Source organism: Nonomuraea sp. NPDC050383 (assembly GCF_044459125.1).
Classification (GTDB): domain Bacteria; phylum Actinomycetota; class Actinomycetes; order Streptosporangiales; family Streptosporangiaceae; genus Nonomuraea.
Window position 1 is genome coordinate 36,020 of record NZ_JBITIP010000001.1, and the last position, 26,240, is coordinate 62,259.

The 26,240-nt window shown below is 73.0% G+C and carries 27 protein-coding genes; 13 read left to right on the top strand and 14 right to left on the bottom strand.

The features are described from left to right. Positions 1–2: 2 nt before the first annotated feature. The 3 genes from ACIBG4_RS00195 to ACIBG4_RS00205 all read right to left on the bottom strand — a co-directional run bounded on the left by ACIBG4_RS00195 (position 3) and on the right by ACIBG4_RS00205 (position 2,203). Complete coding sequence (locus ACIBG4_RS00195; RefSeq protein WP_397200702.1) at positions 3–215, bottom strand: hypothetical protein; 213 nt, start codon at positions 213–215, stop codon at positions 3–5. Positions 216–319: 104 nt separating this feature from the next. Continuing rightward, positions 320–1,153, bottom strand: coding sequence for a siderophore-interacting protein (locus ACIBG4_RS00200; protein ID WP_397199965.1), 834 nt, complete (start codon positions 1,151–1,153; stop codon positions 320–322). Positions 1,154–1,228: 75 nt separating this feature from the next. Next, positions 1,229–2,203, bottom strand: a complete 975-nt coding sequence (locus ACIBG4_RS00205) for an alpha/beta hydrolase (RefSeq protein ID WP_397199966.1) — start codon at positions 2,201–2,203, stop codon at positions 1,229–1,231. 286 nt (positions 2,204–2,489) lie between these two features. Here ACIBG4_RS00205 and ACIBG4_RS00210 point away from each other — a divergent pair, with 286 nt between their 5' ends. The 3 genes from ACIBG4_RS00210 to ACIBG4_RS00220 are packed head-to-tail and all read left to right on the top strand — an operon-like array spanning position 2,490 to position 4,781. Beyond that, the gene (locus tag ACIBG4_RS00210) at positions 2,490–3,221 is read left to right on the top strand and encodes an ABC transporter permease (protein ID WP_397199967.1); all 732 of its coding nucleotides are present in this window, start codon (positions 2,490–2,492) and stop codon (positions 3,219–3,221) included. After that, positions 3,214–4,002 carry an ABC transporter permease gene (locus ACIBG4_RS00215; protein WP_397199968.1) on the top strand — a complete coding sequence of 263 codons (789 nt, stop codon included), beginning with the start codon at positions 3,214–3,216 and terminating at the stop codon, positions 4,000–4,002. Before ACIBG4_RS00210 ends, ACIBG4_RS00215 begins: the two co-directional genes overlap by 8 nt. Before the next feature lie 2 nt (positions 4,003–4,004). Beyond that, positions 4,005–4,781: an ATP-binding cassette domain-containing protein gene (locus ACIBG4_RS00220; protein ID WP_397199969.1), complete on the top strand. Its 777-nt coding sequence runs from the start codon at positions 4,005–4,007 to the stop codon at positions 4,779–4,781. A 19-nt stretch (positions 4,782–4,800) separates the two neighbouring features. Here the strand turns inward: ACIBG4_RS00220 and ACIBG4_RS00225 are convergent, their stop codons facing one another. Continuing rightward, positions 4,801–5,268: a hypothetical protein gene (locus ACIBG4_RS00225; RefSeq protein WP_397199970.1), complete on the bottom strand. Its 468-nt coding sequence runs from the start codon at positions 5,266–5,268 to the stop codon at positions 4,801–4,803. Positions 5,269–5,477: 209 nt separating this feature from the next. Between ACIBG4_RS00225 and ACIBG4_RS00230 the strand changes: the two genes are divergently transcribed. The 3 genes from ACIBG4_RS00230 to ACIBG4_RS00240 all read left to right on the top strand — a co-directional run bounded on the left by ACIBG4_RS00230 (position 5,478) and on the right by ACIBG4_RS00240 (position 7,193). Next, positions 5,478–6,101 (top strand): MFS transporter, encoded by a 624-nt coding sequence (locus ACIBG4_RS00230; protein ID WP_397199971.1) that lies wholly within the window; start codon positions 5,478–5,480, stop codon positions 6,099–6,101. Between the two features lie 49 nt (positions 6,102–6,150). Beyond that, positions 6,151–6,900, top strand: a complete 750-nt coding sequence (locus tag ACIBG4_RS00235) for a YcnI family protein (RefSeq protein ID WP_397199972.1) — start codon at positions 6,151–6,153, stop codon at positions 6,898–6,900. Positions 6,901–6,992: 92 nt separating this feature from the next. Then, positions 6,993–7,193, top strand: a complete 201-nt coding sequence (locus ACIBG4_RS00240) for an EF-hand domain-containing protein (RefSeq protein ID WP_355435772.1) — start codon at positions 6,993–6,995, stop codon at positions 7,191–7,193. 54 nt (positions 7,194–7,247) lie between these two features. Here the strand turns inward: ACIBG4_RS00240 and ACIBG4_RS00245 are convergent, their stop codons facing one another. The 4 genes from ACIBG4_RS00245 to ACIBG4_RS00260 all read right to left on the bottom strand — a co-directional run bounded on the left by ACIBG4_RS00245 (position 7,248) and on the right by ACIBG4_RS00260 (position 10,946). Next, complete coding sequence (locus ACIBG4_RS00245; RefSeq protein ID WP_355435775.1) at positions 7,248–7,448, bottom strand: CsbD family protein; 201 nt, start codon at positions 7,446–7,448, stop codon at positions 7,248–7,250. A 288-nt stretch (positions 7,449–7,736) separates the two neighbouring features. After that, positions 7,737–8,765, bottom strand: a complete 1,029-nt coding sequence (locus ACIBG4_RS00250) for an ABC transporter permease (protein ID WP_355435778.1) — start codon at positions 8,763–8,765, stop codon at positions 7,737–7,739. Beyond that, positions 8,752–9,750 carry an ATP-binding cassette domain-containing protein gene (locus tag ACIBG4_RS00255; RefSeq protein WP_397199973.1) on the bottom strand — a complete coding sequence of 333 codons (999 nt, stop codon included), beginning with the start codon at positions 9,748–9,750 and terminating at the stop codon, positions 8,752–8,754. Before ACIBG4_RS00255 ends, ACIBG4_RS00250 begins: the two co-directional genes overlap by 14 nt. After that, complete coding sequence (locus ACIBG4_RS00260; protein WP_397199974.1) at positions 9,747–10,946, bottom strand: outer membrane lipoprotein carrier protein LolA; 1,200 nt, start codon at positions 10,944–10,946, stop codon at positions 9,747–9,749. Before ACIBG4_RS00260 ends, ACIBG4_RS00255 begins: the two co-directional genes overlap by 4 nt. 152 nt (positions 10,947–11,098) lie before the next feature. On the opposite strand from ACIBG4_RS00260, the gene ACIBG4_RS00265 reads away from it, so the two are divergent. Next, positions 11,099–11,773 carry a response regulator transcription factor gene (locus tag ACIBG4_RS00265; RefSeq protein ID WP_310712043.1) on the top strand — a complete coding sequence of 225 codons (675 nt, stop codon included), beginning with the start codon at positions 11,099–11,101 and terminating at the stop codon, positions 11,771–11,773. Further along, positions 11,766–13,112, top strand: coding sequence for a sensor histidine kinase (locus ACIBG4_RS00270; RefSeq protein ID WP_397199975.1), 1,347 nt, complete (start codon positions 11,766–11,768; stop codon positions 13,110–13,112). The genes ACIBG4_RS00265 and ACIBG4_RS00270 overlap by 8 nt, the downstream gene beginning before the upstream one ends. A gap of 118 nt (positions 13,113–13,230) precedes the next feature. Here the strand turns inward: ACIBG4_RS00270 and folP are convergent, their stop codons facing one another. Both folP and ACIBG4_RS00280 read right to left on the bottom strand, forming a co-directional pair. Beyond that, positions 13,231–14,061: a dihydropteroate synthase gene (gene folP / locus ACIBG4_RS00275; protein WP_397199976.1), complete on the bottom strand. Its 831-nt coding sequence runs from the start codon at positions 14,059–14,061 to the stop codon at positions 13,231–13,233. Positions 14,062–14,636: 575 nt separating this feature from the next. Then, on the bottom strand, positions 14,637–15,506 hold the full coding sequence (locus ACIBG4_RS00280) for a LysR substrate-binding domain-containing protein (RefSeq protein ID WP_397199977.1): 870 nt from the start codon (positions 15,504–15,506) through the stop codon (positions 14,637–14,639). An 822-nt stretch (positions 15,507–16,328) separates the two neighbouring features. On the opposite strand from ACIBG4_RS00280, the gene ACIBG4_RS00285 reads away from it, so the two are divergent. After that, positions 16,329–17,333, top strand: coding sequence for a neutral zinc metallopeptidase (locus tag ACIBG4_RS00285; protein WP_397199978.1), 1,005 nt, complete (start codon positions 16,329–16,331; stop codon positions 17,331–17,333). Between the two features lie 259 nt (positions 17,334–17,592). Continuing rightward, positions 17,593–19,461, top strand: a complete 1,869-nt coding sequence (locus tag ACIBG4_RS00290; RefSeq protein WP_397199979.1) for an LCP family protein — start codon at positions 17,593–17,595, stop codon at positions 19,459–19,461. An 85-nt stretch (positions 19,462–19,546) separates the two neighbouring features. Here ACIBG4_RS00290 and ACIBG4_RS00295 read toward each other — a convergent pair whose 3' ends face one another. Continuing rightward, a complete protein-coding gene (locus tag ACIBG4_RS00295) occupies positions 19,547–21,577 on the bottom strand; it encodes a spermidine synthase (protein ID WP_397199980.1) in 2,031 nt (676 codons plus the stop codon). Positions 21,578–21,743: 166 nt separating this feature from the next. On the opposite strand from ACIBG4_RS00295, the gene ACIBG4_RS00300 reads away from it, so the two are divergent. Beyond that, complete coding sequence (locus ACIBG4_RS00300; RefSeq protein ID WP_397199981.1) at positions 21,744–23,096, top strand: S8 family peptidase; 1,353 nt, start codon at positions 21,744–21,746, stop codon at positions 23,094–23,096. 19 nt (positions 23,097–23,115) lie between these two features. Here ACIBG4_RS00300 and ACIBG4_RS00305 read toward each other — a convergent pair whose 3' ends face one another. Next, entirely contained in the window at positions 23,116–23,853 is a 738-nt protein-coding gene (locus ACIBG4_RS00305) for an ABC transporter permease (protein WP_397199982.1), read from the bottom strand. Further along, positions 23,850–24,596 (bottom strand): ABC transporter ATP-binding protein, encoded by a 747-nt coding sequence (locus tag ACIBG4_RS00310; protein WP_397199983.1) that lies wholly within the window; start codon positions 24,594–24,596, stop codon positions 23,850–23,852. Before ACIBG4_RS00310 ends, ACIBG4_RS00305 begins: the two co-directional genes overlap by 4 nt. Before the next feature lie 61 nt (positions 24,597–24,657). Between ACIBG4_RS00310 and ACIBG4_RS00315 the strand changes: the two genes are divergently transcribed. Then, complete coding sequence (locus ACIBG4_RS00315) at positions 24,658–25,368, top strand: TetR/AcrR family transcriptional regulator (protein WP_397199984.1); 711 nt, start codon at positions 24,658–24,660, stop codon at positions 25,366–25,368. Here the strand turns inward: ACIBG4_RS00315 and ACIBG4_RS00320 are convergent. Next, positions 25,291–25,608, bottom strand: a complete 318-nt coding sequence (locus ACIBG4_RS00320) for a DUF4190 domain-containing protein (RefSeq protein ID WP_310712031.1) — start codon at positions 25,606–25,608, stop codon at positions 25,291–25,293. The two genes, ACIBG4_RS00315 and ACIBG4_RS00320, sit on opposite strands and share 78 nt — an antisense overlap. A gap of 115 nt (positions 25,609–25,723) precedes the next feature. Between ACIBG4_RS00320 and ACIBG4_RS00325 the strand changes: the two genes are divergently transcribed. Then, a complete protein-coding gene (locus ACIBG4_RS00325) occupies positions 25,724–26,197 on the top strand; it encodes a nitroreductase family deazaflavin-dependent oxidoreductase (protein ID WP_397199985.1) in 474 nt (157 codons plus the stop codon). Positions 26,198–26,240: the final 43 nt, after the last annotated feature.

The following is a 26,240-nucleotide window of genomic DNA, read 5'->3' on the forward strand; positions in this document are numbered from 1 at the left end:
GGTCACGGCGGCGCGAGCACCTCGCCTGGGACCCGCCCGAACGTGCGCACCACGACGCGCTGCCCAGCGGGGACGAGCAGCGGCTGTGGCACGCGCTGGCCGGGCTGCCCCGCCGGCAGCGGGCCGTGGTCGTGCTGCGGTGTCGTCCTGCACGACAGGATGAGCGGGAAGTCGGCCGAGCTGGGGATCCAGAGCCCGGACGAGCCTATGCCCATCCCCGTTCCCTACGCCGCGCAGCGGCTGCTCTCCTACACCGTCCAGGGCCGGATGCGTCTCGTGGACCTCACCAAGATCCCGTGACCGGAGCCCGGGGAGGCGGTCAGCCGAGCTCGGCCGTCTCCTCGGCCTCGATCTGCCGGTTCCACTCCTTCTTGACCGCCCGCCACGCCTCGTCGTCCACGCCGGAGCGCCAGTAGCCGGAGATCGACAGCCGCTCCAGCGGCACCCGCCGCTCGATGCGCAGGTGGTGGCGCAGCCGCCGGACGAAGCCGGCCTCCCCGTGGACGAACGCGTGCACGTCGCCCTCCGGGAACTCCAGCTCGCACAACGCCTGCACCAGCGCCTCGCCGACGGGCCTGCCGTCGCGGTACAGCCAGGTGACGTGGGCGTCGGCCACGGTCTCGATCTTCTGCTCCTCGGCCGGGCCGTCCACCTCGAGCAGCACGTACGCCAGAGCGCCCGCGGGCAGCGCCTCCACCGAGGCGGCGATCGCGGGCAGCGCGCTCTCGTCACCGGCCAGCAGGTGCCAGCCGGCCGCCGGGTCGGGCACGTAGCCGCCGCCCGGACCCAGCATGAGCAGCTCGTCGCCGGGCACGGCCCGGGCGGCCCACGGGCCCGCCAGGCCCTTGTCGCCGTGGTGGACGAAGTCGATCGTCAGCTCGCGCGCCTCGGCGTCCCAGGAGCGCACGGTGTAGCTGCGCAGCCGGGGCCACAGCTCGCGGGGCATGGTCTCGCGGACGTTCTTGACGCTGAAGGGCTCGGGATAGTCGACGCCCTCGTGCGGGAAGACCAGCTTGACGTAGTGGTCGGTGAGCCCGGACGTGGCGAAGTCACTCAGGCCGTCACCGCCCACCACGACGCGGATCATGTGCGGGGTGAGCCGCTCGGTGCGCAGGACGACGCCGCGATGGTGGTCCCTGGGCTTGCCGGACATACACCAACCCTTCCGCTCTACTTAGGGAAGCCTAACTTACACCGACTACCCAAGTGACGCGGCCCTACGCAAGGGTCAGGCTGCGGCCCCCTCGTCCCGGGCCGAGGAGGCGCCCACGGCCGACAGGAACTCCCCCATGTGGCGGAACGCCAGCCGCGCCTCCGGCACCACGTCCGCCAGCAGCGGGAAGCAGTGCGGCATCCGCCGCCACTCCTCGTAGCGCACCGGCACCCCCGCCTGCCGCGCGCGGACGGCGACGCGGCGGGCCTCGTCGCGCAGCACCTCCGTCGAGCCCGTCAGGATCATCAACGGGGGCAGCCCGGCGAAGTCGCCCAGCACCGGCGACACCAGCGGGTCGCGCGGGTCCAGGCCCGAGGTCCAGCGACGGGCGAGCCAGCGCACCCGGCCGGCCGGCAGCATCGGGTCCTGCCAGGCGTTGACCCGGCGCGGGAAGTCCGTCAGGTCGGCCCACGGCGACAGGCAGACGGCCGCCCCGGGCATGGGCAGCTCCCGGTCGCGCAGCGCGAGGAGGCTGGCCAGGGTGAGGTGCCCGCCGGCGGAGTCGCCCGCGAGGATGACGTCCTCCGGGGCGTACCCCTGCTCCAGCAGGCAACGGTACGCGTCGAGCGCGTCCGACAAGGAGTCGGCCAGCCGGTGCACCGGGCCCTGACGGTAGTCGAGGGCGAGCACGGGACGCCTGGCCACGCGCGACAGGCGCCAGGTGATCGGCCGGTGCGTCGCCGGTGAGCCGGAGAAGTAGCCGCCGCCGTGGAAGTACAGCACCACCTTGGCCTCGTCCACCTCCTCGCCGGCGCGCACCCACTCGCCCCCGCACGCCGAGAACGCGGCCGGGGTGACCGTGACGTGGCCGGGCAGGCGCAGCGGCAGCAGGTCGACCAGCCCGCCCAGGCGGGAGGCGCAGTCCAGGGCCAGGGCGTGCCGCATGAACAGGCTGGACGCCGGCTTGAGCGTGCCGCGCATCAGGCCGATGAACGCGCGCGCCTGCCAGCTGAGGGGATAGTCCGGAGCGACGTCCCTGTCGATGTGCATGATCGGTCCTCCGATGAGTCCCTTTCCCCGCAGAACACCGATCTACCAACGAGTAAGGAACTCGTCCCTCACCCGCGCTTGTCGCGGACGCATCACTCGCCCCGGGCCTGCGGTAAATCCGTTGCGAGGCCGGCGACGCCCGGACCATAATCCAGCGCTCCCACTGGCCGGCCCGCGCGCGGGCCCGGGCACGGCATGTCACCGTGCCATCACTCTCCGGAGGTGCGTCACCTTCCCCCTCTACGCCCGGCTCGTCCGGTACGGATTCCGCAAGCACGCCACGTACGTGGGGGCGGCCCTGGCCGGGGCCTTCACCAACAGCGTGTTCGGCGTGCTGCGCGCGTACATCCTCATCGCGCTCTGGCAGGCCCGGCCCGGCCTGGCCGGCTACGACGTGAGCACCGCCGTCACGTTCTGCTTCATCACCCAGGCGTTCATCGGGCCGATGCAGCTCCTGGGCGGCGGCCTGACGCTGCCCGAGCGCATCCGCAGCGGCGACATCGCGCTCGACCTCGTCCGCCCGGCGCCGCTCCAGCTCTGGACGCTGGCCGAGGACCTCGGCCGGGCCGCGCAGCAGCTCCTCGTGCGCGGCGTCCCGCCGATGGTCGCGGGCGCCGTCCTGTTCGGCATCACCGTTCCGGCGGGCCCCGCGCAGTGGGCGGGCTTCCTCGCCTGCCTCACGGCGGGGGTGGTCGTCAGCTTCGCCTGGCGCTACCTCGTCGCCCTGTCGGTCTGCTGGCTGGCCGACGACCGGGGTGTCATGGTCTTTTCGATGCTGCTGACCACGCTGCTCAGCGGCATGATGGTGCCCCTCGCGCTGTTCCCCGGCACGCTCGGGGAGGTGGTGCGGGCCCTGCCGTGGGCCGCCATGGCCCAGGCGCCCGCCGACGTCTACCTCGGCACGGCCCAGGCCGGGCCCACCCTCGCCTTCCAGGCGCTGTGGGCCGCCGCGCTCCTCGGGCTCGGCGCCCTGGCCACCCTCGCCGTACGCCACCGGGTGGTGATCCAGGGTGGTTAGGACGTACGCGCTGCTGGCGTGGACGTGGACCCGCGCCGCCATGGCCTACCGCGCCTCGTTCGCCCTCATGGTCGTGCTCGGCGTGGCCGTCACCGCCACCGACGTGGCGGTCATCCTGGTCATCTTCTCCCACACCACCGCGCTGGGCGGCTTCACCCGCGACGAGGTCCTCTTCCTGTACGGCGGCGCCGGCCTGTCGTTCGCCCTGTGCGACATGTTCGTCAGCAACGTGGACCGGGTCAGCCAGCACATCAGGGCGGGCACGCTCGACACGATGCTGGTGCGGCCGGTGGGCGCGTGGATCCAGCTCGCCACCGACCGCTTCGCCCCCACCCGCGCCGGGCGGGTCGTCCAGGCGGCGGTCGTGCTCGGCTACGCGCTGTCCGTCCTGGAGGTGGACGTCCGGAGGCTGTGGATGGTCCCCGTCATGGTCGTCACCGGCGTCGTCATCTTCGCCGCGATCTGGACGCTCGGCGGGGCGGCCCAGTTCTTCCTCACCGACGCCCCCGAGGTGGCCAACGCCTTCACCTACGGCGGCGGCCAGCTCACCCAGTACCCGCTCAGCGTGTACGGCCGCGACCTGGCGCGCGGGGTGACGTACGTGCTGCCGCTGGCGTTCGTCAACTGGCAGCCCGCCCTGTACGTGCTGGACCGGGACGACCCGTTCGGCACGCCCGGCTTCGTCCGGTTCCTCGGCCCGGTCGCCGCCGCCGTCCTCACCCTGTCGGCGTGGCTGGCCTGGCGGCAGGGCCTCAGGCACTATCGATCCACGGGGAGTTGACCATGCCCATCATCGAGGCGGACCGCGTCGGCCGTACCTTCAAGGTGCGGCGCGCCGTCGTGCACGCCGTGAGCGACCTGTCGTTCCGGATCGAGCCGGGCGAGTTCGTCGGCTGCCTCGGCCCGAACGGCGCCGGCAAGTCCACCACGATCAAGATGCTGTGCGGCATCCTCACCCCCAGCTCCGGCAGCGTGCGCGTCGCCGGGCTCGACCCGTCGCGCAGGCGGACGGCGCTGGCGCGGCGGATCGGCGTGGTGTTCGGGCAGCGGACCACCTTGTGGTGGGACCTGCCGCTGCGGGACAGTTTCGAGCTGATCCGGCTCCTTTACAAAGTAGATCGCAAGCTGTTCGCCGCGCGGCTGGACGAGTTGACCGAGACCCTCGACCTGGGCGGGTTCATGGGCACGCCCGTGCGGCAGCTCAGCCTGGGCCAGCGGATGCGCGGCGATCTGGCCGCCGCGCTGCTGCACGGCCCCGAGGTCCTGGTGCTCGACGAGCCCACCATCGGGCTGGACGTGGTCAGCAAGGCCGGCATCCGGTCGTTCCTGCTGCGGGTCAACGCCGAGCGGGGCACCACCGTGCTGCTGACCACGCACGACCTCGGCGACGTCGAGCGGCTCTGCCGCCGGGTCATGCTCATCGACCACGGGCGGCTGGCCTTCGACGGCACGGTCGGCGACCTCATGGCCACCGCCCCCGGGCAGGCGACGATCGAGGAGGTCGTCACCCGCCTCTACACGCGCGGGGAGGCCGTCCCGCCGCCGGTCGAGTCCGTGTGAGCGCGCGCCAGGGCGGCCGTCAGTAGTAGCCGCCCTGCGGGCTCTCCTCGTACTCGTCGTCATCGTCGTCGTAGCGGCGCGCCCAGCGCGAGGGCATCAGCACCGGGATGAACAGCGCCACGCCCAGCAGCGCGAACATCCCCGTGGTCAGCAGGGTCCTGGCGCCCTGCCCGGCCTCGCGGACGATCTGGTTCACCGACGGCTCCGCCGGGATCCAGGAGAGCGCGCGGTTCATGTCCAGCGCGTACACGACCGTCCAGGCGAGCAGCGCCATCGACGGCAGGAAGGTCGCCAGCGGTGAGACCCGTCCCGCCACCACCAGCCCCATCACCAGGCCCAGTGCGGCCATCGTGCCGAGCGCGATCCAGAGCTTCTGGCCGGCCGGCGGCTGCGCGGTGCTCAGCGCCTGCTGGACCGCCCATCCCCCGCCTCCGACCAGGGCCGCCGTCACCACGACCCCGAGGAGTAATCCAGCAAAGTGCCGCAACGTTCTCACCTCTATGTCAACGTGATCGGCACGACCCTAGCGACATTCTCCGCAAATCGAACGCGCATTGCACGGCTTGGACGGGACCGGCCTGGACGGCCCCGGCTCGGGTGGCGCGGCTCGGGTGACATGGCTCGGGTGACATGGCCTGACCGTTATGGGTGTTGGCTGCGCGAGGGCCGGGGGACCGTGAGACGATGGGGCCGCTCATGCGCGCCCACCTTCCCCTCAGGATCGCGCGGACGGCCGTCTTCTCCGCCGTCTGCGTCGTCCTCGCGGCCCTGGCGCACGCCGCGGGCGGCGGATCGGTGCCCGCGCCGGGCACGGCCGCGCTCGGCCTCGGGGCGGTGTCCGTGCTGGCGCTCGCGCTGGGCGGCAGGGAGCGGCACCCGCTGACGGTCAACCTCGCGCTGGCCGCCGCGCAGGCGGGCCTGCACGAGCTGTTCGCCGGGGGCACCACCCACGGCTACACCGGCTACGTGACCGTCCACCTGCCCGGCTCTCCTGCCGGCGGGACGGGCCTCGCCGTCGACGCCGGCATGCCCGGCAGCGGACACGGCCTGGCCGTCGACGCCGGCATGCTGACCGCGCATCTGACGGCCACACTCGTCACCGGCTGGTGGCTGGCGCGCGGCGAGACCGCGCTCTGGTCACTGCTGCGCCGCCTCCACGACGGCCTGGGACGCCGTCTCGGGCGCGCGCTGCTCGCCGGGCCGTTCCCGGCGCTGCCGTCCACGCGGCAGGCGCCCCCCGTGGTGCGGGTGCGCGTCGTCCCTCCTGATCCCGCTCTCCGTCACAGCCTGGCCAGGCGCGGTCCTCCACGTACCGCCTGACCTCTGACACCCCTTGTCATTCCCCCCGATTCTCACGTGGAGATCCAGCATGTCGTTCACCATGTCCTTCGCCGTGTCCGGGCGCTCGCTGGCGCGCCGCGCCGTCACCGTGCTCGCCGCCGTCACCGCCGTGACCGCCGCCACCGCGCTGCCCGCCCTGGCGCACGTCACCATCAACCCCGCCGCCGCCGAGCAGGGCGGCTTCACCAAGGTCGCGTTCCGGGTGCCGAACGAGCGCGACGACGCCTCGACCGAGCGCGTCGAGGTCACCTTCCCCACCGACCACCCGCTGGCGTTCGTGTCGGTCAAGCCCGTGCCCGGCTGGACGGTCAAGGTCACCGAGAGCAAGCTGCCCGCCCCGGTCAAGACCGAGTACGGCGACCTGACCGAGGCCGTCTCCAAGGTCGTCTGGTCCGGCGGCAAGATCTCCAAGGGCGAGTTCCAGGAGTTCGAGGTGTCCATGGGCAAGCTGCCCGAGGGCGTCGACCAGCTCATGTTCCCGACCAAGCAGACGTACTCGGGCGGCGAGGTCGTGAACTGGTCCGACGCCCCCAAGACGGACGGCACGGAGGCGGAGCACCCGGCGCCGCTGCTGAAGCTCACCCCGGCCGCCGCCAAGGCGGAACCGGCGGCGAGCCCGGCGGCCGCCCCCGCCTCGGCCCCCTCTGTGGCGGCCCAGCCGGTGGCGGCGTCGTCCGCCTCCGACGGCACGGCCCGGCTGCTGGGCGGGGCGGGGCTCCTGGTGGGCGTCGTCGGGATCGTGGTCGCGGTCCTCGCCCTGCGCCGCCGCCCCTCCTGACCGGCAGGGCGGCCCGCGAGCCGGCACGGCGGGGTCGCTAGGTTGTCGGGTGGACGTGCCCCCGACGGGCCCCGACGGAAAGGTGATGAGACGTGACGGATGAGCGGCTGACGCGGCTGAAGAAGGAGTTCGCGGCGCTCGACGGCGACGGCGACGGTTACATCACCGAGGCGGAGTTCCGGGCCCACTTCCCGGCGCTGCCGGCCGAGGCGATGCCCGCGCTGCGCGACACCGGCGACGCGGACGGCGACGGACGGTTCTCGCTGGAGGAGTTCATCCGGCTGATGCCGTGACCGGCCCCCGCGGCGCGGGCCCCACCCGGGGTCCGCGCCGCGGCGCGGGCGCGGTCACGTGTCCTTGGTGAAGGCGTCCTTCACCTTCTTCCCGGCGTCCTTCACCTTCTCGCCGGCCTGCTTGAGCGCGCCCTCGGTCTGGTCGGCGCGGCCTTCGGCCTGGAGCTGCTCGTCGTCGGTGACGTCGCCGATGTTCTCCTTGGCCCGGCCCTTCAGTTCCTCCGCCTTGTTGGAGATCTTGTCGTCGGTCCCCATGTCGGTGCCTCCTTCGGGTCTCGTCCGCTCTTGCCGTTCCCCCTATCCGGAGGACGGCCCCGGAAACACCGCCCGGCGTCTGTGAGGTGCCCCACATCGGGGCGCGTTCACCCATACACAGATGGTTATCGGGCATCCACACCTTGCACCCGGTACGCGCGCAAGCTGCGGAAACACCGGGTCAGGGGGCCGGAGAGCCACGCGGGGGCAGGCTCTCCGGCCCCCACCGCTCCCCCGGCCGCGGACCCGACGGCGACGAACTCCCCCGGGACAGGCCCCTCGTCCGGCTCAGGACGTGATGTCCTTGCCGGTGAAGCGCGCCCACGCCACGGAGCCGAACAGCACGATGTACGCGCCGAACGCGACCAGCCCGTCCCGCATCGCCCCCACGTCGATCGGGTCACGCAGCGCCCCGTCGAAGCGCGGCCACCAGGTCGGCAGGAGGTACTGGCTGACCGCCTCCAGCTGCGGCACGGCGCGCAGCACCTGCGACACGATGACGATGACCACGGTGCCGGCGATGGCCCCGATGGACACCTCGGTGAACGTCGACAGCGCCAGCGCCACGGCCGCCAGCGCGGCCATGCCCGCGCCGACGTACCCGACGCTGACCAGGATGCGCAGCAGCCCGTCGGCCACGGACACGGTGGTGCCCGACAGCAGCGTCACCGGCCCCACCGGGAACAACGCCAGCCCCGTCAGCAGGGCCGACACGGCCACGACGGCGGCGACGGCGAAGGAGAACACGACCGCGTTCAGGTACTTGACCGCCAGCAGCCGGGTGCGCCCCGCCGGGGCGGCCAGCAGGTAGCGCAGGGTGCCCGCGCCCGCCTCGCCGGCGATCGCGTCGCCCGCCACCACGCTCACGGCGACCGGCATCAGCAGCACGACGAGGAACGACAGCGACGCGAAGGCCAGCATGAGGCTGTTGCCCGCGACCGACTCGATGAGACCGCCCATCCCGCCGCCCCGGCCGTCGTCGCCCATACCGTCGGCGACCAGGCGCAGCGCGACGCCGAGAATGATCGGGACGCTGGCCAGCACGGCGAGCATCACGAGGTTGCGCGGCCGGCGGAAGGTCAGCCCCAGCTCGGAGCCGAGCAGCCGCCAGAACGCCCCGGCGCGGCGCGGGAGCGGCCCGCCGTCGCCCCGGGCGCCTCCCCCCGCTGCGCCCGCTCCGGTGCCCGCCTCCGCCACGGCCGGCCCTTCGGTCACGGCAGGGGCGAACTCGGGGCTGTCGCGGTCGGCGGTGCGGAGCGTCTCGGAGACCGGGACGAGGCCCGGGGTGCGCCGGGGGCGCGTCTCAGCCGTCGACATCGAATCCTTCTCCCGTCAGTCTGACGAACACGTCCTCCAGGCTCGGCCGTACGACCGCGAACCCCCGGACGGCGACGTCCTCCCCCACGAGGGCGGCGTTGACCCGCTCCGGCGCGTGCCCGCCCAGCTCGGCGCTCACCGCGGAGCCCTCCGCCGTGGCCTCGGCCCGCGCGTCGGCCCGCACGTCGGTGAGGCCCAGCGAGCGCAGGACGCGCTGCGCGGCGGCCGGGTCCGGCGTCCGCACCTGGACCCGGGTGGCCTGGCCGCCGCTGAGCGAGGCCATCGACCCCTGGGCGACGAGCCGGCCGGCCCGCATGACCGCCGCGTGGGTGCACATCTGCTCCACCTCGGCCAGCAGGTGCGACGAGACGAACACCGTGGTGCCGCCGGCCGCGATCTCCTTGACCAGCGAGCGCACCTCCCGGGTGCCCTGCGGGTCGAGCCCGTTCGTCGGCTCGTCCAGGACGAGCAGCTCGCGCGGCCCGAGCAGCGCCGCGGCGATGGCCAGCCGCTGGCGCATGCCGAGCGAGTACATGCGGTAGCGCTTGCCCGCGGCGGCCGTCAGGCCGACCCGGTCGAGCGCCTCGGCGACGCGCCGGCGCGCGGTCGCGGGCGGCGCGGTGGGGTCGGCGGCGTCGAAGCGGCGCAGGTTGGCCTCGCCCGACAGGTACGGGTAGAACGCGGGCCCCTCGACCAGCGCCCCGACCCGGGGCAGCGCCTCGCCCAGCGGCAGCCCGAGCAGCTCGTGCTCACCGGAGGTGGGCGCGACGAGGCCGAGCAGCATGCGGATGGTGGTGGTCTTGCCCGAGCCGTTCGGCCCGAGGAACCCGAAGACCGAGCCGCGCGGCACGGTCAGGTCGAGCGCGTCCACCGCTACCTGACCGCCGCGAAAGCGCTTGGTGAGCTCCCGCGTGACGATCGCGGGGCCGGCGGAGGGCGGGGCCGCCCCGAAGGGCGCCCCCGCTTCGAGCGTGACGGTCGTCACCTGATGCCCGCCGCCTTGGTGATCTCCTCCGGGGTGACCGCGCCGATGAGGACCCGGCCGTCGTCGGTGATCAGGGCGGTGACGAGCTTCGTCCTGATCAGCTTGCCGGAGCCCCACGTGCCGCTCACCGGGGTGGCGGCCTTGAGCAGGCTCTCGGTGATCGCGCCGGCCTGCGCGCCGTCGGCCTTGCCGTCCTGGCCCTTCCGGCCGTCCTGGCCGTCCAGCTGAGGCTGTCCGGACTGCAGGCCCTTGAGGTCGGCCTCGGACATCTTCAGCACCGCGACGCTGGTCCAGCCGTCGCCGACGATCTTCAGCCGGTCGCCGGCGGCCTTCCGCGCCTCCTCGGCCTTCTCCACGGCCTTCTCCTGACCGGCGGGCGGCTCGTCGCCGATGGTCGTCTCCTTCACCTTGGCCCCGGCGGGCGGGGTGAAGGTGAAGTTCTCCTCCGCCGGCTCGCTGAAGGTCACCTGGGTGAAGCCGAGCTGGAACGCCGGCTCGGACGAGCCCTTGGCGAACACCTGCACCTGCAGCGGCACGTACGTCTCGCCGTCGAGCGAGAGCCGCACCTCCTTCACCAGCGAGCCCTCGTCCTTGGGGGCGACGACGAGCTGGTAGACGGGGCGGCCGGCCACCTTGTCGGTGTTGGCCACGCTGATGGTGCTGTACTCGCCCGCCGTGGCCAGCAGGTGCTCGGCCACCGCCTGCGGGGTCATCGCCGCGGGCGTGGAGGTGGCCGGGCGGTGCGCCTCGGGGGTGTCCCTGGCGCCCGCCTTGACCTTGAGGCGGGTGGCCGTGTTGGCGGCGCTGTCCCAGTACCACGTCTGGTCGTCGTTGACGATCAGGTCGGTCTCGTTCATCTGCGTCGGCATGGCCACGCGCAGCCGGTTCCTGGAGCCGTACCAGACCTTGATCTCGTGCGAGCCCGACAGCAGCGTCAACGGCGATTCGCCGCCGCTCTGCGGCAGGGCGGGCAGGCCGAGCGACGCGGTCTGCTGGACGGTGCCGGACATGGCCGGCGGGCCGTTCTTGTCCTTGGACGCGGCCACCGCGTCGGCGAGCAGCTGCTGCGCCGATCGCTCCGGCAGCGCCGGCTCACCGCTGACGGCGGCGATGACGGGACCGGCGCCGAGCGCCCCTCCGATGACGGCTGCCGCCGCGACCGGGACCGCCCACCTCACGAACGTGCCTCTACGCATGTCACTCCTCAACCGTATGCGGATGTTCAGCTCGACGCTCATGTCGATGTCAGCAGCTTGCGTCATGCATCCTTTGAGGAGCCTGAGACGGGCTGAGACGGCTCTCAGGCTTCTCAGCTCCGTCTCAGGGCGGGCACGGGAGGATGGGGCGCATGAGAGTACTGGTCGTCGAGGACGAGCGGCGGATGGCGGCGGCGCTGCAGCGCGGGCTGCAGGCCGAGGGGTTCGCCGTCGACCTCGCCCACGACGGCGAGGACGGGCTGCACCTGGCCCGGCACGGCGACTACGACGTGGTGGTGCTGGACATCATGCTGCCGCGCCTGTCGGGCTACAACGTGTGCAAGCGGCTGCGCGCCGAGGACAACTGGGTGCCCATCCTCATGCTGTCGGCCAAGGACGGCGAGTACGACATGGCCGACGGGCTCGACCTGGGCGCCGACGACTACCTGACCAAGCCGTTCTCGTACGTGGTGCTGGTGGCGCGGCTGCGCGCGCTGCTGCGGCGCGACTCCGGGCGGCGCCCGGCCGTGCTGACCGCCGGCGACCTGTCGCTCGACCCGGCGCGGCGCAAGGTCCAGCGCGGCGAGACGCCGGTGGAGCTGACCCCCCGCGAGTTCGCGCTGCTGGAGTACCTGATGCGCCGGCGCGACGAGGTGGTGTCGAAGGCGGAGATCCTGGAGCACGTCTGGGACACCTTCGACACCGACCCCAACGTGGTGGAGGTGTACGTGGGCTACCTGCGGCGCAAGCTCGACGGGCCGTTCGGCCGTAACTCGCTGCAGACCGTGCGCGGCGCGGGCTACCGGCTGGCCGGCGACGGTGCCTGACACGCCGTACGCGTGGTGGCGGCGGCAGGGGCTGCGGTTCCGGTTGACCGTGGTGGCCGTCGCGGTGCTCGCGGCGGCGCTGGCGCTGTCGGCGTCGGTGCTGGTCAGCGTGCTGGACCGGGCGCTGGTCGACACCATCGACGAGACGACGCGGCAGCAGGCGCAGACCGTGCGCGTCCACGCCGACGCCGGCACCCTGACCAACCCGATCACCACCAACGACGGCACGATCGTGCAGGTCGTCGACGCCTCCGGCCGCATCACGCACGCCACGTACGGCACCGACCGGCTGGTGCCCCTGGTCGACGCCCGGCAGCGGGCACGGCTGCTGCGCGACGGCTCCGCGATCTTCCTGGACGGCCGGCCGTACGCGATCCCGGGGCCGCTGCGGGTGATGGCGGTCAGCGCGGACCACGGGCGTACCGTGCTCGCGGCCAGGCCCGTGGGCGAGATCCAGACGAGCGTCGGCACGGCGGGGCGGGTGCTGCTCGTCGGCACGCCGCTGCTGGTCGTGGTGCTGGCCCTGGCGAGCTGGATGATCATCGGGCGGACGCTGCGGCCGATCGCCGCGCTGCGCCGGGGCGCGGCCGACATCACGCACACGGCACGCTCGCGCCGGCTGCCCGTGCCGGAGTCGCGGGACGAGGTCCACTTCCTGGCCGTCACGCTGAACGGCATGCTGGCCCGGCTGGAGGAGGCCGAGCAGCGCCAGCGGGCCCTCGTCTCGGACGCCGCGCACGAGCTGCGCAGCCCCCTGGCCAGCATCCGGCTGCAACTGGAGGTGGCGCTCGGCCACCCCGAGGGTCAGGACTGGCCGGAGACGGCCGAGGGCGTCCTGGAGGACGCGATGCGGCTGTCGCGGCTGGCCGAGGACCTGCTCGCGCTGGCCCGGCTGGACGAGCGCGGCGGCGTGCCCGCCCGGAGGGAGCCGGTCGACCTCGACGAGGTCGTGCGGCAGATCGTCGACAGGTACGGCGAGGCGCGGCTGGTCGTGTGCGACCCGGTGGTGGTGCGGGGCGACGCCCTCGACCTGAGCCGCGTGCTGACGAACCTGGTGGACAACGCCGTCCGGCACACGGCCTCCAAGGTGGAGGTGGCGCTGACGCGCGACGGGGTGCTGACGGTGACCGACGACGGGCCGGGCATCCCGGAGGCGGACCGGGAGCGGGTGTTCAACCGGTTCACACGGCTCGACTCGGGGCGCAGCCGGGACGAGGGCGGCGCCGGGCTGGGGCTGGCGATCGTGCGGGAGACGGTGCGCGCCCACGGCGGCACGGTTCATCTGGAGGACGCCGGGCCGGGGCTGCGGGCCGTCGTACGGCTGCCTCCGGCCGTCTGATCAACCGTACGGCTGCCCCGGCCGTCCGATCAGCCGTACGACGGCGCCCGGCCGTCCGATCAGCCGTATGGCGGCGCCCGGCCGTGTGATCAGCCATACCGCTGCCCGGACCGTCTGATCACCCGAGCCGGGCGATCTCGGCCAGCGCCGTACGGGCGGACGCGGCGTCGTGGACCCGGAACACCCGCGCCCCGAGCAGCGCCGACACCGCCAGGGTGGCGATCGTGCCGGCGTGCCGCTCCTCGACGGGCAGCCCGCCGAGCGTCTCGCCGACGAAGTCCTTGTTCGACACCGCCACCAGCACCGGCCACCCGGTCGCGGTCATCTCCCCCAGCCGGCGGCTGACCTCCAGCGAGTGGTACGTGTTCTTGCCGAAGTCGTGGGCCGGGTCGATGAGGATCGACTCGCGCGGCACCCCGGCGGCCACGGCCCGGCGCGCCAGGCCCACCGTGTGGGAGACGACGTCGGCCACCACGTCGGCGTAGGCGACCCGGTGCGGCCGGGTACGGGGCGCCGCGGGGCCCGCGTGGGCGCACACCAGCCCGATGCCGTGCCGCGCGGCCACCTCGGCCAGGCCCGGGTCGGGGCCGCCCCAGGTGTCGTTCAGCAGGTCCGCGCCGGCGCCGGCGACCACCTCGCCCACCTCGGCCCGCCACGTGTCGACGCTGATGATCAGCTCGGGGTGCCGCTCGCGGACGGCCTCGACCAGCCCGGCGACACGGCGGATCTCCTCCCGGGGGTCAACGTCGTCACCGGGGCCCGCCTTGACGCCGCCGATGTCCACGATGTCCGCGCCGCCCTCGACGGCCCGGTCGACCGCCTCGACGGCCGCGCCGAAGCCGTAGGTGCGGCCCTTGTCGTAGAACGAGTCGGGAGTTCGGTTGACCACGGCCATCACCGCGTACTCCCCCGGCCCGAACGTCCGGTGGCGCAGCCGCAAAGTGCTCATCAGGGGCGAGCGTACCGCGCACCCACCCACCTCCGGCCCACCCTCCCGCCCCCACTCCAGGACCACGCTCCAGGGCCGCTGGGCGGTCCTGCGCGCGGCCTCGTCATGGGGCGTCCACTGTGCGGCAGCCCCCGCCGGACCGTTCCAGGCCCCGCCCCGGAGGACCCGATGCCCGTGGGGCGGGCATTTCCGGCTTCCAGGACATACGGGACATGCGGTCCGACGGGTTGCGGCAAGGCGGCGCCCGCGGGGTAGCCGTAACGGGCCGGCGGGTGGTGCGGTGCCGTGGAGGGCGATGGTGCGGCGCCGGAGGCGGCGGTGGTGCGAGTGCGCCGGTGCGGTCGTGGCCGGCGAGTGGTGCCGGAAAGGCCGGGTGGATCTAGGTAGGCCGTTCCAGGAGGCGACACACCCGAGGCGGTGCGAGGCCGGGGAGGCGACGCACCTGGATCGGTGCGCGGCCGGGGAGGGGTGGCACCGGAGGAGGGTTCGGTGCCGGCGGCAGGGGCGGGGCCCGTGCACGGAGTGCGGGAGTGAGGGGCGGGGAGTGAAGGGTGAGGCGGCCGACGGCGGCGCCGTCAGGCGGCGGAGCCCTTCTCGGCGGCGGACAGGAAGTCCTGGGCGATCAGCGGCAGGCGGCGGCGAGCGTGGACGACGGCGATGACGCGGCGGACGGCGGGTTCGAGCGAGCGCACCACGAGCCCGGCGCGGCTGGCCTGCTCGGCCATCCCCCGGTACCACAGGAGCGACGCCTTCCCGCTGCGCACGGCATTGAGCCAGCCGTTGCGCTCGTCGGTCTCCAGGACCACCACCGGGTTGACGGAGTACTTGCCGAACATCGCGTCCAGCTCCCTGCGCCGCAGGCTGCCACGGGCGGGTAACGCCAGGCGCATGCCGTCGAGCCGGCCCATCGGCACCGGGTTCGGCAGCTCCATGCCGGGGGGTGAGATCAGCACGATCTCCTGACGTTCCAGGGGATGGGTGATCAGGTCGGCCGGCACGGGCAGGTCGGTGAGCCCGAGGTCGGCGCGTTGCTCCCGGATGGCGTTGACCACGGCCTCGCGCCCCTCGCAGCGGACGATCTGCACACGTACACCGGGATGCTCGGCGGCGTAGGCGGGCAGGAGGCGTCCGGCGAGGCCGGGTTCGAGGGTGGGGGTGGAGGCGATGCGCAGCTCCGTGTCGGTGGAGCCGGCGTGGCTGGCGAGTCCTTCGATCTCGTGGACGGCGTCGAGCGCCTCCCTAGCCAGCTTCACCACCCGGCGGCCCTGGGCGGTGACGACGACACCGCGTCCGGACCGGGCGAAGAGCGTCAGGCCGAGTTCGCGTTCCAGATCCCTTATCGCACGCGAAAGCGCAGGCTGTGCGATATAGAGCGACCTGGCCGCGTCGGTCATGGTGCGGTGCTCCGCAGTCGCGACCACATAGCGGAGCTGCTGGAGGTTCATGCCAAAGAAGCTAGGACACCGCCCGCCGCGCGGTGGGGAACATAGCGGAGATCACCTCGAATGATTTCGGACCGTGACCGAGTGCTGTCACATCCGTGACGGGTGAGAAATCAGTATGCTTCTGCCCCAAATTTGGCAAAGCTTCGGCCAGTGACTTCTCAAGTCACGCATTACGGACAAGCGACCAGTCGGGGAGACAGCGTGACAGGCAACGGGCAGCATCCCCCCACGCCCCAGGAGCCCGGCCACCCCCAGCGGCCACCCTCGCTCCCCTGGCCGCCCCCCGGCCACCGCCCGTCCGGCGAGGACCACGCCCCTTCCCCGGACGGCTCTCCCCACGGATGGCCGTCGGCGCCGCCCCCGAGCGGCTCTCCTTACGGGCCACCGTCCGCGCCACCTCAGAGCGGAACGCCGTACGGGCCACCTCAGAGCGGAACGCCGTACGGGCCGCCGTCCGCGCCCCCTCAAGGCGGGACCCCGTACGGCCGGCCGGGCCCGTCCCCGGCACCTGGGAACTCGCCGTACGGCCCGCCGTCTCCCGGCCAGCCGTATCCCGGGTACCCGGCCCCTGGGCGGCAGGGACAGCCTGGCTCCCCGTACGGCACGCCGTACTCCCACCCGCAGGCGCCCTCTCCCCCGCAGGGCCCGCCCCGGCAGGTCCCGCCACCGCCGCCGCCACCGCCGCCGCCTCCGGGCGGCTCGGCGTGGCCGCCCCCGCCGGGCCCCCACCAACCGCCGTACCAACCGGGCCCGCCCCAGCCACCCCCACCCCCACCCCCGGGCCCGTACGGGTGGCCGCAGCAGCCCCGGAAGAAGCGGGGCATGAGCGCGGCAGGGATCGTGGGCCTGGTGTTCGCGTCGATGGCGGCGCTGTTCGTGCTGCTCGTCATCGGCACCGTGGCGTTCAGGACCTCCGGCACCGAGACGACCACGCCCGTCGCCATCCCCACCTACGAGCGGCCCACCTCGCGCGGCACCGCGGACCCGTTCCCCACCACGACCCGGGCCCGCCCCTCGGAGACCCGCGACACGCAGCAGCCCGAGGAGACGCCGGCCCCCGACGACACGGTCACCCCGCCGGCCCAGGTCAAGCTGGACCGGAGCCTGAAGACGAACACGGTCTACCGCGCCGGCTCGCTCCCGAGGCTGAGCTGCCGGGCCGGCAACGCGAACGTGTTCGACCACGCCCAGCTCAAGGCACTCATCCTGAAGACCGGCGCGTGCATGGACAAGGCGTGGCGGCCGATCCTGGAGAAGCAGGGCATCGCGTTCAGCCCGCCGGGTTACGCCATCGCCGCCAAGCGCGGCCGAGGAGCGTGCGGCGACTACCCGGCACCGGGCGGCATGGTCCCGTACTACTGCCCGCGCAACAACACCATCTACGCCTCGACCTCGGCGATGGCGCGCGGCAACGGCACGTCACGCGGTTACGCCCAGCTCCTCGCGTGGAACGGCGGGATCGTCAGCATGATGGCCCACGAGTACGGCCATCACGTGCAGAACCTGACGGGCCTCATGGACTCCTGGTGGGAGCGCACGCTGGAGACGAGCGGCAGGAGCGGCAAGCTGGCGCTCAGCCGGAAGCTGGAGCTGCAGGCGACCTGTTTCGCGGGCATGTGGATGCGCTCCGTCGCGAGCTCGTACCCGGTGAACACCTCGAACCGCGGCCGCCTGTTCTGGTTCTACGGCCAGGTGGGCGACTACCCGGGTTACCCGCGCGACCACGGCTCGCCGCCCAACAACAACCGGTGGTTCCGGCAGGGCTGGGAGCGCAGTCAGGTGTACCAGTGCAATACGTGGATGGCTCCGTCCTCCACGACGTCCTGACGTCATTCGGCGTTCATCTCAGCTTGAGCACATGTCTCGGTTGTCCGTATATGGGGACTAGAATCCTGGCAATCTTGTGCCCAACGGGGGGCAAAACCGAGTTTTGCCTGGCAGGCGTGAAGGAGCCGGTGTGAGCAAGCGCGATGGGGTAGACGCCGGGACGGGGGGCGGGAAACGACGTCCGCGCCGTCCTCGCGCGGCGTCCGGCTCCGGGTCGGGCCCCTCCGCGTCGGAGGGCGCCGAATCCCCTGCGGCACCCGTGAGCGGCCCTCGGAGCGAACCGCCGCGCCCCTCCACAAAGCCGGTCGCGCCCGGCGAGGGCCGCCGCGCAGAGGACACCGGCGAGGGCCTCCGGGCCGGGGACACCAACGGCGAGGGACGCCAGGCCGGGGGCACCGGCGAGGGCGTCCGGAGCAATGGCACCGGGGAGGGCCGCCAGGCCGACAAGACCCGGGAGGTCCGCCGAGCCGGCAAGACCGGGGAGCGCCACCGGGCCGACGAGACCCGGGAGGGCCGCCAGGCCGATGAGGCCGGCGAAGGGCATCGGGCGGACGAGACCGGCCAAGGCCGCCGAGCCGGTGAGACCCGGCCGGCAGGCAAGGGCCGCCCGCCCGGCGGGAAGGTCGGCCGGGGACCGGGACGGCCGGCCGGCGGCGCGCCGCGCTTCGCCAAGCCGCTGACCGTCGGCTCCGTCCTCGGCTGGACGGCCCTGTCCGTGATCGTGCCCGGCGTCGCGCACCTGCGCGCCGGGCACCGCCGTACCGGGCTGGTGCTGATCGGCGCGTACGCGGTGCTGCTGCTCGCCGCCCTCGCCTACGTCCTGACGCGTACCCAGGAGAACGTCGCCACCCTCGTCGGGGACGACGCGCTGATCGCGGTGACCGCGCTGGCGGCGCTGGGCGCGCTGTGCTGGTTCGCCGTGGTGGTGACCTCGTACGTGGCGCTGAGCCCCAACCGGCTGAACCAGCAGGGTCAGATCGTCTCCGGCATCGTGGTCGGCGTGCTGTGCGTGTCGGTGATGGCGCCGTTCGCGCTCACCGCGAACACCGTGCTGGAGACCAGGGACGCCATCCAGACCATCTTCCCCAGCGTCCCGAGCGACCCGGACGTGGCGCCCATCAAGGAGGCGGACCCCTGGAACGGCAAGAACCGGGTGAACTTCCTGCTGATCGGCGGCGACGCGGCGGGCAACCGGACGGGCGTGCGCACCGACAGCATGACGGTGGCCAGCGTCGACATCCGGACGGGCAACACGGTGCTGTTCAGCCTGCCGCGCAACCTCCAGCACGTGCGCTTCCCGCCGTCGTCGCCGCTGCACAAGCAGTTCCCGAACGGCTACATGGCCGAGCTGCCGAACGGCGGCCTGCTCAACGAGGTCTGGCAGTACGCCAACGACCACCCGGAGATCATGGGCGGCCACAACAAGGGTCCCCGGGCGTTGATGGACGCCATCGGCTACACGCTCAATCTCGAGATCAACTACTACGCCCTGATGAACATGTTCGGCTTCGCGGACCTGGTGGACGCCATCGGCGGCCTGAAGATCCGGGTCGAGCAGGACGTCAAGTGGGGCGGCCACTTCGGCACCGCCGGCACGATCAAGGCCGGCTTCCGGAAGCTCACGGGCGAGGAGGCCCTGTGGTACGGCCGCTCCCGGGTGGACAGTGACGACTTCTCCCGCATGAGCCGCCAGCGCTGCGTCATCGGCGCCTTCACCAAGCAGGCCACCCCGGACAAGATCCTGATCAACTTTTCCAAGATCGCCGGAGCGGCGAAGCGCCTGGCGCAGACCAACATCCCCCAGAAGCTGGTGCAGCCGCTGGTCGCGCTGGCGTTCAAGGTGAAGAGCGCCAAGATCACCAGCATGCAGTTCGTCCCGCCGGACTTCTGGCCGGGCGCCGCGGACTGGGTGAAGATCCGCCGCGCCGCGATCAAGGCGGTCGCCGACTCCGTCAAGCCGGCCCGGCGCGCCCAGGCGGCGAACGTCAGCGCCTCGCCCGGCGCGCCCTCGGCCGGCGCCCCCACCTCGACGGGCCCCGCGACGACGGCCGCGAGGCCGACGCAGACGCCGACCCGCAACGGGTCCCAGAAGACGGCCAAGACGCTCGAGGAGCTCTGCGGCCTGTGACGCCTGCCGGTCTCCCCGCGCCCGCCGCGGGGAGACCGCCGGGACCTCTGAGGGCCCGGCGGGCGCCCACCCGAGGAGCGGCTCGTCAGGCCGAGACCGCGCCCCGGCGGGGCAGCAGCGCGAAAGCCGCCAGGTAGAGCACGGCGGCCACGATGATCAGCCCCTTGTAGCCGATCACCAGCGCGAGGTACTCCAGGCAGCCGCCCACCATCGCGCCCAGCAGGTTGGCCCCGAACGACGTCGTCGCGTCGGCCGTGTCCGCGAACCGCTTGGCGAAGACCACGTTGGCCGCGAAGATCGGCAGGAACGCCACCGTGACCGCCGCGACGGCCCGCAGCGGCAGCGGCAGGGACAGCAGCCACGCGTTGGGCACCAGCCACGCCAGGAGGAGCCCCGCGAGCAGCACGCCGTACATGACGGGCAGCGGCGGGGTGCGGAAGCGGCGCGTCACCTCGACGGCGGCGAGCACCGCCACGAGCACCCCGGCGAACACGATGGCGTTGACCACCCACGTGGTGCCGAACAGCAGCGCGAACCCGGTCACGCTCTTGGTCTCCAGCAGCATGAACGCCACGCCCAGCAGGAACAGGTCGGCGTACGGGCGCATCCGCCGGTACGGGCCGGCCACGACGCGGACGGCGAGCAGGCTGGCGGCGAGGACCAAGCCGAGGGTGATGAGGTAGATGGGCGGGATCGTCCGGTCCTTGAGGTAGAGGAACGGCCGGTCGTCGCCGGCGGGCGGCGGGGTGCCGGCCGTGGCCCCGGCCCACGGGGCGGCGCACCGCTGCGCGGCCGGGGTGACGCCGGCGGTGATGACGGCCTGCTGCCCGGCGGTGCTGACGACGTCCACGCACGGGTCGTGGCCGAAGGCCGCCTTCACGGTGGAGGCCAGCCGGTCGACCAGCCAGCTCTCGCGGTAGTAGTTGTACATGGAGAAGGCGCCGCCCGGCTTGAGGTGGGCGCGGGCCGCCCGCATGGCCTCCTCGGTGAACAGGTAGCTCTCCAGGCGCAGCGAGCTGGCCCCCGACACGAGCGTGAGCGAGTCGGGCAGCGCGAACAGGATCAGGTCGTACTTGGCGGAGGTGCGCTCCAGGAAGGCGCGGCCGTCGGTGACGTGCGTGGTCACGCGTGGGTCGTCGTAGGGGTGGTCGGGGTGCGTGGAGCCGCCCAGCTCGCGCAGCTTGGGGTCGATCTCGACGGCGTCGACCCGGGACACGCCCTTGGACAGGGCGATGGCGACGTCCGTGCCGCTGCCGGCGCCGACGATGAGCACGTCGCGGGGCGGCGTGGCGGCGCGCTCGTACGGCAGGCCGTACTGGCGCTCCCACTGGAGCCGGGCGGCGGCGGGCACGGCCTGCTGGTGCGGGATGCCGTTGACGGAGATGTCGGTCACCGGCACGCCGAGCTGCTCGAACTGCCGGAAGGTGACCTTGTAGTACGGCGACCACAGGGCGCCGGCGGTCAGCGTCTCCGCCAGCAGGAGCCCGACGACGGCGAGGGCGGGCACGGCGACGAACGCGAGGTAGGACAGGAGGGGGCGCGGCGTGAGCAGCAGCCCGTAGGCGACGGCGGCGACGGCGCCCCAGAAGACGGGCGGCGCGCTGAGGAAGGACAGCGCGGTGAAGGCGGCGATGCCGGTCAGGCTGCCGATCAGGTCGTAGCGGTAGGCCTCCAGGCGCGGCAGCTCGGGGAAGCAGCGGCCGACCAGCTCGGCGGGGCCCATGAGGACGAGCGCCGCCGCGCAGAAGATCACCGGCAGGATGAGCCAGGCGGGCGGCCCGGTGGTGGCCAGGCTCGTCCAGTACAGGACGCCCTCGGTGTCGCGGTCCACGGTGACGGGGAAGGCCAGGACCACGACGACCAGGCCGAACAGCACCACGGGCGAGTAGTACGGCTGCCCCTTGGACCTGCCCACGCGCAGGAAGCCGAGCCCGATGCCGAGGAACGAGCCGAGCAGCACGAAGTTCGTGAAGTAGCTCAGGTGGACGATGTTCGACCCGGTCCAGCGGATCAGGGCGAGCTCCAGGAAGAGCATGAACGCGCTGGCGAGGACGAGCCTCGGCCGCACCTTCAGCCAGTGGTCGCCGGTCGGTGCGTGGGGGGCCAGGGGGGTCATGCCGCCTCACCGTAGTGAACGGATCGGCCGCGGGGAAGCCCGTCCCGACCGGTTCGCCCTCTTGATGATGTTTGTGCAGGTCAGCCCAGGGCGAACCGCTGGACGCGGCCCCGCGGATGCAGGAACGTGGGGGCGTCCGCCCGTTCCGATCCCCGGTGGTGACCCCATGCGCGTCCTCATCCAGCTCCGCCCCTCACCCGACGTGGTCGAGGCCGTCGTCGACCCCGGTCGGAGCGCCACCGTGGCCGACGTCGCCGACGGGCTGCCCGGCGTCGTCCTCGACCCCGCGTACACGCCGGTGCCGCTGGCGCGCCCGGTACCGCCGCCCGGCGGCGACCCGCTGTCGCTCAACCAGCCGCTCGGCTTCTCGCTCGCCGCCGAGGACGCCTCGGTGCTGGTGCGCGGCGTCATCGCGGACGACGAGCTGACCGCCCGCGTGGCGATGCTGACCTCGCTGCGCCCGGACGTCACCGGCGTGTTCGCCGACCCGGTCATCCACACCACGCTGACCTGCGGCGGCGACCCGCCAGTCGGCACCTGGCACGACGTCGAGCGGCTGCTCGGCGCCGACGCGCTGCGCGCCGAGGGGCTGGACGGGTCCGGCGTGGCGCTGGCCGTGCTCGACACCGGGATCAACCTCGCCCACACCACGCGGCAGCTCGGCAGGGACGTCATCCTCGACGCGGCGCGCAGCTGGGTGCCCCCGGGCGTCGACGGGCGGCCGGGCCAGTTCGAGGTCGACCACGGCACGATGTGCGCGTTCGACACGCTCATCGGCGCGCCCCGGGCCACGCTCGTGGACGTGCCGGTGCTGCTGTCCAGGCGGCCCGGCGGGTCGGCGCTCGACGGGCTGCTGTCGGACGCGGTGGCCGCGTTCGCGCACCTGCGCGGGGTGCTGGAGGCGCAGCCCGCCGAGACGCGGGCCCTGGTGGTCACCAACTCCTGGGGGTCGTTCTCCCCCGAGTGGGACTTCCCGGTCGGCCATCCGGGCAACTACTCCGACAACCCGGCCCACCCGTTCAACCTCATGGTGACCGCGCTCGACCAGGCGGGGGCCGACGTGCTGTTCGCGGCGGGCAACTGCGGGCGCCAGTGCCGCGACGGCCGGTGCGCCTACCCCGACCGGCCGATCGTCGGCGCCAACTCGCACGCCAAGGCGCTGTCGATCGGCGGCGTGGACATCACCGGCGAGCGGGTCGGCTACTCCTCGCAGGGGCCGGGACGGCTGACCGCCCGCAAGCCGGACGTGTGCGCCTACACGCACTTCTCCGGCTCGCGGGCGTTCGGCGACACCGAGCCCGACTCGGGCACCTCGGCGGCCACGCCGGTCGCCGCCGGGCTCGTCGCCGCGCTGCGCACCCGCTGGCCGTCCACGCGGCTGTCGCCGTCGCAGCTGCGGGCGCTGCTGCGGCGCACCGCCGACGACCGCAGCGAGGTGGGCTTCGACTTCGACTACGGGTACGGGGTCATCGACCCGGAGGGCATCATCGCGGCACTGCGCCGCAGGTCCGCCGCCTGATCCCCGGGCTCCCGCGTGTTCAGGCGTTCTCGCGGCCGAACACGCGGGTGCCGATGGTGACGCCGGCCACGGCCAGCGCCGCCGTCACCGCCACACCCAGCCCCACCGTGCCCGTGACGTAGCGGCCGGCGAACAGGTCGCGCAGCGCCTCCAGCACGTACCGGAACGGGCTGAGGCGGGACAGCACGTCCAGCCAGACCGGCGCCATCGACATCGGCAGGAACGAGCCCGACAGCAGCACCAGCGGCACCACGACCGTGCTCATCACCGGGGCGAACAGGTTCTCGTCGATGGTGAGCGCCACCGCGTACGACAGCGAGGCGAGGCCCGCGCCCAGCACGACCACCAGCGCGAGCCCCGCCAGCAGGCCCGCCGCCGGAGCGCGCAGCCCGAACGCGTAGCCCACGGCGACGAGCAGCACGGTCTGCACGATGAGCGTGACGACGTTGTTGAGCACCCGGCCCAGCAGCAGCGCCAGGCGGCTGGCCGGGGTGACGCGCAGCCGCTCCAGCACCCCGAAGCGCCGCTCGAAGACGACGCCGAACCCCGCCATGCCGGTGCTCATGAGCCCGAGCTGGATGATCAGGCCCGGCACGAGCGTCTCCCAGGTGCCGATCGTGGCGAAGAGCGGCCCGAACAGGACGAGGAACAGCAGCGGCTGGATCGCGCCGATGACGATGCCGATCTTCTGCTGGAGCGTGACGGCGAGGTTGTGGCGGAACAGCAGCCACGTGTCCCGGGCCGCGGACCCGATCACGCCGGCACCTCCTCGCGCAGCGACCGGCCGGTGATGTCGAGGAACACGTCGTCGAGCGTGCGGCCGCCGGCCTTCAGCTCGGCGGGGCTGCCCTCGGCGACGATCCGGCCGCCGTCGATGATCAGCAGGCGGTCGCAGAGCGCGTCGGCCTCGTCCAGGTAGTGCGTGGTGAGGAACACCGTCATGCCGTGGTCGGCGCGCAGCGCGCGGATGTGGTCCCACAGGTGGGACCGGCTCTGGGGGTCGAGGCCCGTGGTGGGCTCGTCGAGGAAGAGCAGCGGCGGCCGGTGCAGCAGCCCGAAGGCCAGGTCGAAGCGGCGGCGCTGACCGCCCGACAGGGCCCCTCCGGGCAGGTGCTCCATGCCAGTGAGCTCCAGCCGGTCCAGCACCTCGGCGACGCGCCCGCCCGCCTCCTCGCGGCTCAGGCCGTACAGCATGGCCTGCAGCAGCAGCTCGCCGGCCTGCGGCGCCGCGAGGTTGACGCCGCCGCCCTGCGAGACGTACCCGATGCGCCGCCGCACGCCCGCCGGGTCGGCGAGCAGGTCGTGGCCCGCCACGGTGGCGGTGCCCGAGGTGGGCGGCAGGAGCGTGGTCAGCATGCGCATGGTCGTGGTCTTGCCCGCGCCGTTGGGGCCGAGGAAGCCGACGATCTCGCCGGCCGCCACGGTGATGTCCACGCCTCTGACGGCCTCGGCGCCGCCCTTGAAGGTCTTGCTCAGACCTTTCGTGTTGATCAATTTCATCGCCTCCAAATTTAGAGTAGACGCAAATTTGGAGCGACTGCAAGTTGGGTACCATGAGCGCATGGAGGAAGGACTGCGCGAGCGCAAGAAGCGGGAGACCCGCCGGCGCATCGCGGACGTGGCGATGTGGCTGTTCATGTCCCGCGGGTTCGACAACGTCACGGTGGCCGAGGTGGCCCGCGCGGCGGACGTGTCGGTCAACACGGTCTTCAACTACTTCGGCACGAAGGAGGACCTGTTCCTCGACCGGCGGGACGACCTGCGGGAGCTCCGCACGCGGGTGGTGCGCGAGCGGGCGCCCGGCGAGAGCGTGGTGGCGGCCTTCCGGCGCGACTTCTTCCAGGCTCTGGACGAGGGCGACTGGCGCTACGGCTTCAACGAGGGCGCCGAGGTGTGGGGGCGGCTGGTCGGCGAGAGCGCGTCACTGGCGGCACGGGCGCGCGAGCTGGAGTCCGAGATCGAGGAGGACCTGGCCGCGGCCATCGCCGAGGAGACCGGCGCGGACGACGACGACCTGACGCCCAAGCTGGTGGCGCAGCACATCCTCGGGCTGACCCGCCTGCTGGGGCGGCACTACACCCTCCGCAGCACGGCGGGCGAGCCGCGCGAGGAGATCCTCGCCGACCTGCGTGAGCGCGCGCGGGCGGGGTTCGACCTGCTGGAGTCGGGGATCGGCGACTACGGCCGGCGCCCGCTAGGAGCCGACGCGGCTGAAGACGGCGAGGCCGCCGGCGACGAGGAAGATGACCACGTAGAAGGCGATCAGCGCTAGCCACAGGCAGGTGCTGACGATGCCGCAGATGCGGCCGGCCTGCACCATGCCGCGGTTCTCGAAGTAGTAGCCGCTGCCGTCGATCTCGCGCAGCGCCTTGTTGCCCATCACCCAGGCGAACGGGCCGAGCAGGCCGCACACGACCAGGCTGAGGATGCCCAGCACGAGGATCGTCGTGCCGTTGGGGTGGGTCTGGGGCGGCGGTCCATAGGGGGACGGGCCGTAGTTCGGGTAGGACATCTGCGCTCGCCCCTCGTCGTCGCCTGACAGCGGTTTTTTATACCACGAAGGCCGCCCGGCGGGCGGACGCTGCACGAGGAGCGGTATTTGACCTAGCGCTTGCTACACTCACGGCATGATGCAGGTCCTCAAGCCCTTCGCCCAGTGGATGGCCTCGACCGACTGGTTCCTGAAGGTCGGCCCCCGGTTCGTCCCCCAGCTGGACCGCGCCCTCTACCGGCTGACCCGGGGCAAGGTGATCAGCAGCGACCGCGTGGTGCCGTCGCTGGTGCTCACCACCACCGGCGCCAAGACGGGGCGGCTGCGCGAGTCGCCGCTCGCCTGCCGTCCCGAGCCGGACGGCGGCTTCCTCGTCGTCGGCAGCAACTTCGGCCGCGAGAACCATCCGGCCTGGACCGGCAACCTCATGAAGAAGCCGGAGGCCGCGGTCACGTACAAGGGCCGGCGGATCCCCGTCACGGCGAGGCTGCTGACCGGCGAGGAGCGCGAGGCGGCCTGGCGGGGGCTGGTCGAGCAGTGGCCCCTCTACGACCGGTACGTGGAGAGGTCGGGCAGGGAGCTGAGGGTCTTCCGGCTCACGCCCAGGTGATCTTCTACGCCATCATGGTGGGGCACCCGAAACCGTCAAGGAG

Excerpts from the sequence above, each read along its gene's own strand:
- ACIBG4_RS00250 (WP_355435778.1), bottom strand. The coding sequence starts at position 8,765 with ATGTCGACGGCTGAGACGCGCCCCCGGCGCACCCCGGGCCTCGTCCCG.
- ACIBG4_RS00220 (WP_397199969.1), top strand. The coding sequence starts at position 4,005 with ATGCCCATCATCGAGGCGGACCGCGTCGGCCGTACCTTCAAGGTGCGG.
- folP (WP_397199976.1), bottom strand. The coding sequence starts at position 14,061 with ATGAGCACTTTGCGGCTGCGCCACCGGACGTTCGGGCCGGGGGAGTAC.
- ACIBG4_RS00300 (WP_397199981.1), top strand. The coding sequence starts at position 21,744 with ATGCGCGTCCTCATCCAGCTCCGCCCCTCACCCGACGTGGTCGAGGCC.
- ACIBG4_RS00245 (WP_355435775.1), bottom strand. The coding sequence starts at position 7,448 with ATGGGGACCGACGACAAGATCTCCAACAAGGCGGAGGAACTGAAGGGC.
- ACIBG4_RS00295 (WP_397199980.1), bottom strand. The coding sequence starts at position 21,577 with ATGACCCCCCTGGCCCCCCACGCACCGACCGGCGACCACTGGCTGAAG.
- ACIBG4_RS00325 (WP_397199985.1), top strand. The coding sequence starts at position 25,724 with ATGATGCAGGTCCTCAAGCCCTTCGCCCAGTGGATGGCCTCGACCGAC.
- ACIBG4_RS00280 (WP_397199977.1), bottom strand. The coding sequence starts at position 15,506 with ATGAACCTCCAGCAGCTCCGCTATGTGGTCGCGACTGCGGAGCACCGC.
- ACIBG4_RS00265 (WP_310712043.1), top strand. The coding sequence starts at position 11,099 with ATGAGAGTACTGGTCGTCGAGGACGAGCGGCGGATGGCGGCGGCGCTG.
- ACIBG4_RS00260 (WP_397199974.1), bottom strand. The coding sequence starts at position 10,946 with ATGCGTAGAGGCACGTTCGTGAGGTGGGCGGTCCCGGTCGCGGCGGCA.
- ACIBG4_RS00315 (WP_397199984.1), top strand. The coding sequence starts at position 24,658 with ATGGAGGAAGGACTGCGCGAGCGCAAGAAGCGGGAGACCCGCCGGCGC.
- ACIBG4_RS00235 (WP_397199972.1), top strand. The coding sequence starts at position 6,151 with ATGTCGTTCACCATGTCCTTCGCCGTGTCCGGGCGCTCGCTGGCGCGC.
- ACIBG4_RS00200 (WP_397199965.1), bottom strand. The coding sequence starts at position 1,153 with ATGTCCGGCAAGCCCAGGGACCACCATCGCGGCGTCGTCCTGCGCACC.
- ACIBG4_RS00195 (WP_397200702.1), bottom strand. The coding sequence starts at position 215 with ATGGGCATAGGCTCGTCCGGGCTCTGGATCCCCAGCTCGGCCGACTTC.
- ACIBG4_RS00205 (WP_397199966.1), bottom strand. The coding sequence starts at position 2,203 with ATGCACATCGACAGGGACGTCGCTCCGGACTATCCCCTCAGCTGGCAG.
- ACIBG4_RS00285 (WP_397199978.1), top strand. The coding sequence starts at position 16,329 with ATGAGCGCGGCAGGGATCGTGGGCCTGGTGTTCGCGTCGATGGCGGCG.
- ACIBG4_RS00320 (WP_310712031.1), bottom strand. The coding sequence starts at position 25,608 with ATGTCCTACCCGAACTACGGCCCGTCCCCCTATGGACCGCCGCCCCAG.
- ACIBG4_RS00310 (WP_397199983.1), bottom strand. The coding sequence starts at position 24,596 with ATGAAATTGATCAACACGAAAGGTCTGAGCAAGACCTTCAAGGGCGGC.
- ACIBG4_RS00230 (WP_397199971.1), top strand. The coding sequence starts at position 5,478 with ATGCGCGCCCACCTTCCCCTCAGGATCGCGCGGACGGCCGTCTTCTCC.